This window comes from Rhodococcus sp. Q (assembly GCF_005503035.1).
Lineage (GTDB): Bacteria > Actinomycetota > Actinomycetes > Mycobacteriales > Mycobacteriaceae > Rhodococcus_G.
In genome coordinates this window covers 108,065-117,948 of the sequence record NZ_SCOY01000013.1, presented here as the reverse complement: position 1 = coordinate 117,948, position 9,884 = coordinate 108,065, and the positions used below count along the sequence as shown (strand labels likewise).

Here is a 9,884-nt window from a genome sequence, read left to right as displayed (position 1 = left end):
TCCATCCCCCGCGACTCCGCCAACACCGCCAACTCCACCAACTCACGCGGACCGAACTGCTCCGCCGACGCCTTGTACCCCAGCTTCAATGCCACTGTCATCCTCCGGTCGGTCGTGCTGCCTGTGAGTGGTGTGGGTGACGGCCCTTACACCTGTCCCGCGACGCTAAACCAGACCGGCGCCGGGAACAGCGGCGGGTCGGTCGCGGCGGCTCAGGCCCCGAGAACGACCGCGACTGCCGCTACGGCCGAGATCCCTGCGACTGCGACACCGAAGATCCAGAGGTCCCGTTCCGGGGGCATGGACGCACCGGTCTCGAGTGCGCGCCTGACCTGCATCCAACGCCTGAGCCCGGCGATCGGTGCACAGACGGCGAGCAGGACGAGTGCGAGTCCGAGCATGGTGCGCACCCACCCGGTACTGAAGTCCGGCACCAGGTGGACCATGGCAATTCCGCCTGCCAGGAAGCCGAGGGAGGTGCGAATCCAGGCGAGGAAAGTGCGTTCGCTCGCGAGCGTGAAGCGCTCGTCGGGACGGCTGTCGGCGTCGGACACTGCCCCATCCTCACATCACCATCCGGGCAACACCTGCGATCCAGGGTCACGAAACCGTCAGGAACATGCTGTGATGTGTAACACAACTTCGTCTCCTCGTGATCTAACGAGTGCAGTCCTTGCAGTCACCGACACCGAACTCTCCCGGGAGGCGACCCCGTGACCACCACGAATTCGATCATCACGACCAAACGACGACTGAAACGCGCCCTCGTCGCGAGTGCGGCGACCGTCTGCGTCGTCACGCTGCCCGCCGCGCCTGCCTTCGCCGCCGGCAGCGCCGGCAGTTCGACCGGTTCGGTGAGCATGGGCAGCGCCGCCATTCCGCTGCCGATCTCGTCCCCGGCCGGATTGACGGCGTTGGCCGCCGCGACCACCCAGACCGGAAAGCCGTACCTGTGGGGCGGGACGGGCCCGCACGCCTGGGACTGCTCCGGCCTGGTGCAGTGGGCTTTCCGACAGGCCGGTGTCCAACTACCTCGCGTGAGCCAGGACCAGGCGTGGGCGGGGACACCGATTCCGCTCGCGGCATTGGCACCCGGCGACATCATCACCTTCCGCGCCGCGAACGACCACGTCGGGATCTACGCCGGCTTCGGGCAGGTGTTCAACGCGTACGGCGCGGGCGTGCCCATCGGGCTGACAGCGCTGTCGGACCTGCCGCCGATCAATCAGATCCGCCGCTTCTGAGGCCGACCGTCCCTCTGCCCCGGTGGACGCGATGAGTTTCGCCGCTCAGCCTTGTCTGTACAGGTGACACCCGCTTCCGTCCCCGAGAGGATTGGCACCATGCAGAAGTTCACACCCTGCCTGTGGTTCGACACCCAGGCCGAGGAGGCCGCGCAGTTCTACACGTCCGTCTTCAAGGACTCGTCGATCGGCGAGATCAGCCGGTACGGCGAGGGCATGCCGAAGCCCGCGGGCACCGCGATGACGGTCGAGTTCACCCTGAACGGTCAGACGTTCACCGCCCTCAACGGTGGTCCGGAGTTCGCGTTCAGCGAGGCGATCTCGTTCCAGGTCGACTGCGCGGATCAGGCGGAGGTCGACGAGTACTGGGCCGCGCTCACCGCAGACGGCGGCGAGGAGTCGCAGTGCGGGTGGCTCAAGGACAAGTTCGGGCTGTCGTGGCAGATCGTGCCGCGCGAACTGCAGTCGGTGCTCGGCGGCCCCGACCCCGCGGGCGCCCAGCGCGCGGTGCAGGCGATGCTGCAGATGCGCAAGCTCGACATCAACGCATTGAAGGAGGCCTACGCCGGCTGACCGGTGCGGCGGGCGCCCCGCTGCCCGAGGTTCCCCGATGTCACATTCGCTCACTTGACGACCCCCGATGTGACATCAGGGAACCTCGGGCACGGTCAGGCGGCGCGCAGCCCGCGTCCCCATTCCTGGGCCAGAAGTTCGTACGACCGCAGCCGGTCCCGGTGACCGTGGGTCACGGACGTGACGACGATTTCGTCGGCACCGGTGACGCGCTGCAACGACGCGAGCCGATCCGCGACCGTGCCGGGTGCTCCGACGAACTGCGTCACCAGACGGTCCTCGACGAGGCCGAGTTCGGTGTCGGTGAGCGGTGCGGCGTTCGCCGGGTCCGGGTAGGGAACTGCGCCCTCCCCGGACCGGATGCTGTACGTCCAGTGCCCGTACGTGGATGCGAGTTCCTGTGCCTCCCCGTCGGTTTCGGCGACGACGGCATCCGCGGACACCACGATGTACGGCTCGGCGAGGACGGCGGACGGACGGAACGCGGCGCGGTACGCCTCGACCGCGTCGACCGTGGTGCCGGGGCTGACGTGGTAGTTCGCTCCGAATGGCAACCCGAGCCTGCCCGCCAGTTCGGCGGACGGCCCGGCACTCGACCCGAAGATCCACGTCTGCAGCCGCGCATCCTCACCGGGCACGGCGTGCAGGTCGACGCCGTCCGGCGTGCGGTACGTGCCGTCGATCAGGGCGAGGATGTCGTCGACCTGCTCTGTGAAGTCCGGTGCCTGCGCACCGGGCTGCTGCAGCACGCCGAGCCCCGCCGCGAGCCGCGACGACGAGAGCAGCGCGCCCACCGAGAAGGGCGGCGGAATCACCAGCCCGTCGCGGACCACCGTCTCGCGCCGCGGCTCGGTTGCAGGGCCGGATCGTGCTGCGGCGAGGGCCTCGGCGCGGCGCTGCCCGGACCGTCCCAGCCCGAGGTCGATGCGACCGGGATGCAGGGCGTCGAGGGTGCCGAACGCCTCGACGACCGCGGCCGCGGTGTGGTGCCCCAACTGCACCGCGGCGGCGCCGACGCGGATGCTCTCGGTGGCGGAGGCGATCGCCCCGATCAGCACCGCCGGCGACGACGAGGCGACGCCGACGAAGTGGTGCTCGGCCACCCAGTAGCGGCGATATCCCCACTGCTCCACATGGCGGGCGAGGTCGATGGTGTTGCGCAGCGCCTCGGCCGGGGTACTGCCTTCGCTGATCGGCGACAGGTCGAGCACGGACAGCGGAACGCGTGTCCCATCCCGCGCGGACAGCGGAACGCGTGTCCCATCCGGCGCAGACAGCGGCGCGCGGGTCATGCGGTGACCTCCAGCCGGGGATTGCGCTCGCCTGCCTCGACTGCGAACGGCAGCCGGTTGTCGGCCGGTGCGATCGGGCAGGTCGCGGCGTCGGTGAACGCGCAGGGCAGGTTCTCGGCGCGGGTGAAGTCGAGGACGACCGTGCCGTCGGCGGCGGGCGCCGCGAGGTGCAGGATGCGGGCTGCGGGATAGGTGGTGACGCCACTGGTCGCGTCGGTGAACAGCACCCGCGTGGGGCCGCTGCCGTCCCCGAACACGACGAGGGTGTGCTCGCTGCCGTCCCACTCGAATGTCACCGTGCCGACAGCATTGTGGTGGTGTTCGAGTCCGTCGACGACGGCGCCGGTGGTCACGGTGCGACTGTCCGGGAACGCCTCGAACCGACCCACGACAACCCATGCCGGGTCCGCGTCGTAGGTGGGAATCCCGGTGAACGCGGCGAGTGCTGGCGCCTTCGGATCGTGGATGCGGACCGCGAACCGTCCCGTGCGGCGGATGACTTCGGCGACGCGATCACCGAGTTCTACGCGCTCACCCGGCGCTCCCTCGACCGGATTCAGCACCGCGGCGGCAGGAGTGCCGCTGTGTACCACGGTGTCACCGTCGACGTGCCACAGTCCCGGCACCTCCTCGAAACCCGTCGGATGCTCGTCCAGCCAGTGCAGCGCGGTCAGGCTCAACCATCCGTGCGGATCCGCCAGCGCCGCCTCGCGCGCCGTGCGCCAGTCCTGCCACTCGGTCTGGAATGTGTCGGTTGCGGTCATGACGCGCGGGCTCCTTCGGTTGCGGTATGCGATTCGTGGGCGGGACGGGGTGCGCCGAGTCCGAGATGGCCGCGGAGCGTGGTGGCCTCGTAGGCGGTGCGGAAGCTGCCCTTCTCCTGCAGCAGCGGCACGACGGTGTCGACGAACTCGTCGAGTCCGGCGGGCGTCAGATGGGGAACGAGGATGAAGCCGTCGCTGGCATCGGTCTGCACGTAGGTGTCGATCTCGTCGGCGACCTGCTGCGCCGTCCCGACGAACTGTTGGCGGGCGGTGACCTCGATGATCAGCTCACGGATGCTGAGGTTCTCGGCCTCGGCCTTCTCCCGCCACGCCAGCGCGACGGCGCGGGGGTCCTTCGCATGTCGGACACGCCCACGGGTGATGTCGACGTTGTCCTCCGGCTCGATGTCGGGCAGGGGCCCGTCCGGGTCGTAGCCGGACAGGTCCCGACCCCAGACCTGTTCGAGGAACGCGATCGCGGTCTGGGGGCCGACCTGCTGCAGCCGGATGTGCCGGGCTCGTTCGTCGGCATCCTCGGGGCTGTCCCCGAGCACGAAGGTGGCGGCGGGCAGGATCTTGAGTTCGTCGTGGCCGCGTCCGTACTTCGCGAGTCGGCCTTTGACGTCGGCGTAGAACTCGCGACCAGCTTCGAGGGTGCCGTGCCCCGTGAAGATGGCGTCGGCCTTGGCGGCTCCGAACTCGCGACCCTCGTCGGAGTCGCCTGCCTGCAACAGGATCGGATGTCCCTGCGGGCTGCGCGGGACCTCGAAGCGTCCACGGATGTCGAACTGGGTGGTGTGGATGTCGAACGGGGTGATGTCGCCGTCGGCTGCGAAGACGCCGTTCGCACGGTCGACGACGGGGGCGCCGGGACGCCAACTGTCCCACAACCGCCGGGTGGCGTCGATCAGCTCGTTCGCGCGCACGTACCGCTGCGAGTGGTCGAGATAGCCTCCGCGGCGGAAGTTCTCGCCGGTGAACGCGTCCGACGACGTCACCATGTTCCACGCCGCACGACCGCCGGACAGGTGGTCGAGGGTCGCGAATTGCTTGGCCAGTTCGTACGGCTCGTTGAACGTCGTGTTGATGGTGCCCGCCAGACCCAGGTGCGTGGTCGCACCCGCGAGTGCCTCGAGCACGGTCAGCGTGTCGGGCCTGCCGACGACGTCGAGGTCGTGGATGCGTCCCCGGTGTTCGCGCAGGCGCAGACCCTCGGCGAGGAAGAAGAAGTCGAACAGTCCCCGTTCCGCGGTGCGGGCCAGGTGCAGGAACGAGTCGAAGTCGACCTGGCTCTTCGATTCCGGGTCGGCCCACACGGTCGTGTTGTTGACTCCGGGGAAGTGGGCCGCGAGGTGCACCTGCTTGCGGGCAGTGGTGCGTGGCATCGTGATCGATCCCTTCAGTGGCTGGTGGCGTAGCGGCTGCGCGGACGCGTCAGCCCGAGCAGGTCGCGAACGGTGGTGGCGGGACGCGGGCCGGGCCGAAGCGCGGGGATCACTCGGGCGGTGAGCAGCTCCAGCGTCGACGCGAGCGCGAGGGGCCGAAGCACGACGCCGTCGATGCCGCGGAGTTCTGTCAGGAGATTCACCAGGCTTTCCGGGTCACCGTGGTGCAGCACCGAATTCGACCGGTACTCGGACCCCGACCACTCATCCAGCCGAGCCAGGTCCACCGCCGCGACGGCGTTCTCGGACGCGAGGAGCACGTCGACGTCGAGCAGTACCGCCGGTCGCCGGTCGCCCGCCCTGGTTCGCACCTCGTCGGCGAGGGCCGTCGCGGCGCGCACGTCCGGGGCGGAGATCCGCACGACGTCCGCGCGGGCCGCCGCGAAGGCGAGCGACCGCTCACCGTCCACCGACACCGCGATCGGGGGCCTGCCCTGCGGGGACCGCGGAGTGATGGACGGTCCCTTGACGGAGAAGTGCTCGCCGGCGAAGTCGATGTAGTGCAACTTGTCCCGGTCGATGAACCGGCCCGTCGCGACGTCGCGGATCTCCGCATCGTCCTCCCAGCTGTCCCACAACCGCAGGGCCACCTCGGTGGCCTCGTCGGCCTCGGACCACAGCGACGACTCGTCCTGGGCGGCCTTGCGACCGAACAACTCTTCCTGTTCCGGCCCACCGGACACCGCCACCTGCCATCCCGCCCGGCCGCGGGTGGTGTGGTCGAGGGATTGGATCGCCTTGGCCACGTGGAACGGCTCGGTGTGCGTGACGGTCGCCGTGGGGATCAATCCGATCCGCGAGGTGACAGCGGACAGTCGGGCCGCGACGCCGACCGCTTCGAGCCTGCCGCGGACGGCGCCCTGCGCGGCAGTCACGCCGAAGGTGTCGGGCAGGAAGGCCAGGTCTGCACCCGCTCGGTCCGCGGCGCCGACGAGGTCGGCCCAGTATCCGCCGGTGAAGATCTCCTCGGCGCGGGAGTCGTCGCGCCGCCACGAAGCAGGGTGCGCGCCGGCGCCTGCGAATTCGATGCCGACCAGGAGTTCGGGGCTATCGGACATGTGTTGCCTTTCCCGGGATCGCGTCGAGCAGCGACCTCGTGTACTCGTGCTGGGGGTGATCGAAAATGTCTGTGGTGGTGCCGAATTCGACGATCTCACCGGAACGCATCACGGCGACGTCGTCGCTGACCTGCCGAACCACCGCCAGGTCGTGGGAGATGAACAGGTAGCCGAGGCCCAGGTCGGTCTGCAGGTTCCCGAGCAGGTTCAGAATCTGCGCCTGCACGGACACGTCGAGCGCGGAGACCGGTTCGTCGAGGACCAGCAGTTCGGGCTGCAGAGCCAGCGCCCGCGCGATCGCGACCCGCTGCCGTTGGCCACCGGACAGCTCGGCGGGTTTACGGTCGAGGTGCGTCGCGGACAGCGCGACGTGATCGAGGAGTTCCTCGACCCGCCTCGCCCGTTCGCTCCGCGTGCCGACATGGAACGCCGCGAGCGGCTCGGCGACGATCTCGCGGACCGGCAGCTTGGGATTCAGCGACGCGTACGGGTTCTGGTGCACGATCTGCGCCCGACGCCGCAGCGCCCGCAGTTCCCCACCGCGCAGCCCGGTGATGTCCCGTCCGTCGAACAGCACCGTGCCCGACGTCGCGTTCTCCAGCCGAATCGCGATCCGTGCGGTCGTCGACTTCCCCGACCCCGACTCGCCCACCAGCGAGAGTGTCCGCCCCCTCGACACCTCGAAGGACACTCCACGCACTGCGTCGAGGGAGGTGCGGCGGTCGATTCGGAACGTCTTCGACACGTTCGACACCGTGAGGAGCGGCTCGGCGTCGGCGCGGCGGTCGGGTCGGACGGGAGCGTCCGCCAGGCTGGGCGCCGCCGCGAGCAGTGCCCGCGTGTACTCGTGCCGCGGATCACCCAGAACCTGTCCGGTGGGACCGGTTTCGACGACCCGCCCGTTCTGCATGACGACGATGCGGTCGGAGCGGTCCGCGGCCACCCCGAGGTCGTGAGTGATGAACAGGACGGCGGTGCCGGTCTCGGCGATCCGCGCCTGCAGATGGTCGAGGATGCGCCGCTGCACGGTGACGTCGAGTGCGCTGGTCGGTTCGTCCGCGATGACCAGATCCGGATTGCACGCCAGCGCGATCCCGATGAGCACCCGCTGACGCTGGCCGCCCGACAGGTCCTGCGGATACTGCCTGGCCCGCAGTTCCGGATCGTCGAGACCGGCCTCGCCGAGAATGCGCAGAGCCTCGATCTTCGCGGTCCGGCGGTCCGCCAGGCCGTGTATCCGCAGGACCTCGGCGACCTGGTCACCGATCCGGATCACCGGGTTCAGCGAGGTCGTCGGATCCTGCGGGACCAGGCCGATGCGGGCGCCGCGCAGCCTCTCGAAGGCTCGCTCCGACAGTGTGTCGAGGCGCACGCCGTCGAAGGTGACGGTGCCGCCGGTGACCCGGCCGGTCCCGGAGAGCAGCCCGAGAACGGCGTGCGCGGTGCTCGACTTGCCGGAACCGGATTCACCGACCACGGCGACGACCTCGCCGCGGGAGACCGTGAATCCGACACCGTCCACGGCGTGCACCGGGTCGTCGTGGCTGCCGTAGGCGACACGGAGTCCGTCGACGGCGAGCAACGGCCCGGTGGGGGTAGGGGCGGACAGGTATGGGGTCATCTCTGGCTCCGATGCTCGATGGCGTGGCCGATACGGTGCGCGGCGAGGACGACGGCGACGATGACGAGGCCGGGCAGCGTCGTCATCCACCACGCGGTGGCCAGGTAGTTGCGCCCCTCCGAGATCAGCGATCCCCACTCCGGCGTCGGTGGGACGGCACCGAATCCGAGGAAACTCAGTGACGACACCGCCAGCACGGCCATGCCGAATTCGACTGCCGCCAAGGCGACCACGGGGGCGTAGGCGTTGCGCAGGACATGCCTGCCCAGGACGGTGTGCCAGCGGACCCCGGACGCGTACGCCGCCTCCACGTACGGTGCCCGCCGTACCCGCAGTACCTCCGAGCGCATGACGCGGGCGAAGTTGGCGACGAGCCCGATGCCGACCGCGATCGCGACGTTGAGCGTCCCGAATCCGAGCGCCGTCACCAGCGCGAGTGACAGCAGCAGCGCCGGAATCGACAGGAGCACGTCGACGATGCGCATGAGCACCGCGTCGACCGCACCTCCGACCGCACCCGACAGGAGACCGACGAGTGAGCCGACCACCAAGGCGATCCCGACCGCGAGCAGCGTTGCGGTGAGGGAGAGCGCGGCGCCGTGCACGACGCGGGTGTACACGTCGCGCCCGATGTTGTCGGTACCGAACCAGTGCGTGACGCTCGGACCCTGCAACTTGTCGGCCGGGACGCCCTGCAGCGGGTCGCCGGACGCGAAGAACGACGGGAACAACGCGAATCCGACGGCAACGACCAGGACCGCCGCGGACAGTGCGATCGCCCAGTTGCGGCGGACGGCCGCGAAGAGTGCACGAACAGTCGGGGTGCCGCCGCGCGGAGCGGGCGTTGCGGACTGGACCGCGACGGCGACGTCTTCCCGGACCAATGTGTCAGACATGGGCTTTCACCTCATCCTTCGCGGCGACGGTCGCGGGGGCACCGGCGCGGCGGCCGGCGCCGACGATCCGTGGATCGATGAGCGGGTACAGCAGGTCGACCGCGAGGTTGACGAGCACGAACACCAGCGAGCTGAACACGACAACGCCCTGCACCACCGGAATGTCCTGGGCCATGACCGACGTCTGGGTCAGCCGGCCGAGACCCGCCCGCGAGAACACCGTCTCCACGACCACAGACCCGGCAAGGAGGGTGCCCACCAGCACACCGGCGATGGTGAAGGCCGGAATACTGGAGAGCCGCAACGCGTGCCGTGTCTGGATTCGCCATCGGGACGCACCCTTCGCCCGCGCGGACTCGACGAACGGCTGCCGCAAGGTCGACTGCAGGCTGGTGGCGAGCACCTGCGCGATGACCGCGCCGATCGGAAGCGCGAGGGTGATCGCGGGCAGCAGCAGGTGATCGAACCCACCCTCCCCGAAAGCGGGGAACAGCCTGAGCCGGAACGAGAAGATCTGCAGCAGGATCAGACCCACCCAGAATGTCGGGACGGCGACACCGAGCGGCGGCAGCGAGAACAGCGCGTTACGCAGCCACCCGATCCGCGTGTAGGTGGCGAGGAACGCGACCGCCGTACCGAACACGACCGCGAGGACCAGAGCGAACGAGGCCAGGGCCAGGGTGCTCGGCAGCGCCGCGGTGATCGCCTCCGTCACCGGTTGCCCCGTCGCGATGGAGATGCCGAAGTCGCCCCGGATCGCGGCCGTCAGCGCATTCCAGTACTGCGCCAGCACCGGCTGATCCAGTCCGTACCGGGCCTGCAACGCGGCGACCGCGTCCGCGTCGATCGCGGCGCCACTGGTGGCGGCGGAATCCACCGCCATGCTCACCGGATCCGACGGCAGCAGGTACAACACCACGAAAGACACCGTGAACGCCGCCCACAGCACTCCGATCGCCTGCAGGACACGAGATCCGAGGTAACGAGTCAT

10 protein-coding genes are annotated in these 9,884 nt (G+C 69.4%); 2 read left to right on the top strand and 8 right to left on the bottom strand.

The genetic code is table 11. The features are described from left to right. Positions 1-212: 212 nt before the first annotated feature. A complete protein-coding gene (locus FFS72_RS14855; RefSeq protein WP_137874651.1) occupies positions 213-554 on the bottom strand; it encodes a YidH family protein in 342 nt (113 codons plus the stop codon). A gap of 198 nt (positions 555-752) precedes the next feature. Between FFS72_RS14855 and FFS72_RS14850 the strand changes: the two genes are divergently transcribed. Continuing rightward, on the top strand, positions 753-1,244 hold the full coding sequence (locus FFS72_RS14850) for a C40 family peptidase (RefSeq protein ID WP_137874664.1): 492 nt from the start codon (positions 753-755) through the stop codon (positions 1,242-1,244). A 99-nt stretch (positions 1,245-1,343) separates the two neighbouring features. Next, complete coding sequence (locus FFS72_RS14845; protein WP_137874650.1) at positions 1,344-1,817, top strand: VOC family protein; 474 nt, start codon at positions 1,344-1,346, stop codon at positions 1,815-1,817. A 95-nt stretch (positions 1,818-1,912) separates the two neighbouring features. Here FFS72_RS14845 and FFS72_RS14840 read toward each other — a convergent pair whose 3' ends face one another. The 7 genes from FFS72_RS14840 to FFS72_RS14810 are packed head-to-tail and all read right to left on the bottom strand — an operon-like array spanning position 1,913 to position 9,884. Next, positions 1,913-3,109 (bottom strand): LLM class flavin-dependent oxidoreductase, encoded by a 1,197-nt coding sequence (locus FFS72_RS14840; protein ID WP_249353319.1) that lies wholly within the window; start codon positions 3,107-3,109, stop codon positions 1,913-1,915. After that, positions 3,106-3,873 (bottom strand): DUF1684 domain-containing protein, encoded by a 768-nt coding sequence (locus tag FFS72_RS14835; protein WP_137874649.1) that lies wholly within the window; start codon positions 3,871-3,873, stop codon positions 3,106-3,108. Before FFS72_RS14835 ends, FFS72_RS14840 begins: the two co-directional genes overlap by 4 nt. Further along, positions 3,870-5,258, bottom strand: coding sequence for an NtaA/DmoA family FMN-dependent monooxygenase (locus FFS72_RS14830; RefSeq protein ID WP_137874648.1), 1,389 nt, complete (start codon positions 5,256-5,258; stop codon positions 3,870-3,872). Before FFS72_RS14830 ends, FFS72_RS14835 begins: the two co-directional genes overlap by 4 nt. A gap of 14 nt (positions 5,259-5,272) precedes the next feature. Next, positions 5,273-6,376, bottom strand: coding sequence for an LLM class flavin-dependent oxidoreductase (locus FFS72_RS14825; RefSeq protein ID WP_137874647.1), 1,104 nt, complete (start codon positions 6,374-6,376; stop codon positions 5,273-5,275). Then, positions 6,366-7,997: a dipeptide ABC transporter ATP-binding protein gene (locus FFS72_RS14820; protein WP_137874646.1), complete on the bottom strand. Its 1,632-nt coding sequence runs from the start codon at positions 7,995-7,997 to the stop codon at positions 6,366-6,368. Before FFS72_RS14820 ends, FFS72_RS14825 begins: the two co-directional genes overlap by 11 nt. Further along, on the bottom strand, positions 7,994-8,893 hold the full coding sequence (locus FFS72_RS14815) for an ABC transporter permease (protein ID WP_137874645.1): 900 nt from the start codon (positions 8,891-8,893) through the stop codon (positions 7,994-7,996). The genes FFS72_RS14820 and FFS72_RS14815 overlap by 4 nt, the downstream gene beginning before the upstream one ends. Next, the gene (locus FFS72_RS14810) at positions 8,886-9,884 is read right to left on the bottom strand and encodes an ABC transporter permease (protein WP_137874644.1); all 999 of its coding nucleotides are present in this window, start codon (positions 9,882-9,884) and stop codon (positions 8,886-8,888) included. The genes FFS72_RS14815 and FFS72_RS14810 overlap by 8 nt, the downstream gene beginning before the upstream one ends.

Excerpts from the sequence above, each read along its gene's own strand:
- FFS72_RS14820 (WP_137874646.1), bottom strand. The coding sequence starts at position 7,997 with ATGACCCCATACCTGTCCGCCCCTACCCCCACCGGGCCGTTGCTCGCC.
- FFS72_RS14830 (WP_137874648.1), bottom strand. The coding sequence starts at position 5,258 with ATGCCACGCACCACTGCCCGCAAGCAGGTGCACCTCGCGGCCCACTTC.
- FFS72_RS14835 (WP_137874649.1), bottom strand. The coding sequence starts at position 3,873 with ATGACCGCAACCGACACATTCCAGACCGAGTGGCAGGACTGGCGCACG.
- FFS72_RS14810 (WP_137874644.1), bottom strand. The coding sequence starts at position 9,884 with ATGACTCGTTACCTCGGATCTCGTGTCCTGCAGGCGATCGGAGTGCTG.
- FFS72_RS14815 (WP_137874645.1), bottom strand. The coding sequence starts at position 8,893 with ATGTCTGACACATTGGTCCGGGAAGACGTCGCCGTCGCGGTCCAGTCC.
- FFS72_RS14825 (WP_137874647.1), bottom strand. The coding sequence starts at position 6,376 with ATGTCCGATAGCCCCGAACTCCTGGTCGGCATCGAATTCGCAGGCGCC.
- FFS72_RS14845 (WP_137874650.1), top strand. The coding sequence starts at position 1,344 with ATGCAGAAGTTCACACCCTGCCTGTGGTTCGACACCCAGGCCGAGGAG.
- FFS72_RS14840 (WP_249353319.1), bottom strand. The coding sequence starts at position 3,109 with ATGACCCGCGCGCCGCTGTCTGCGCCGGATGGGACACGCGTTCCGCTG.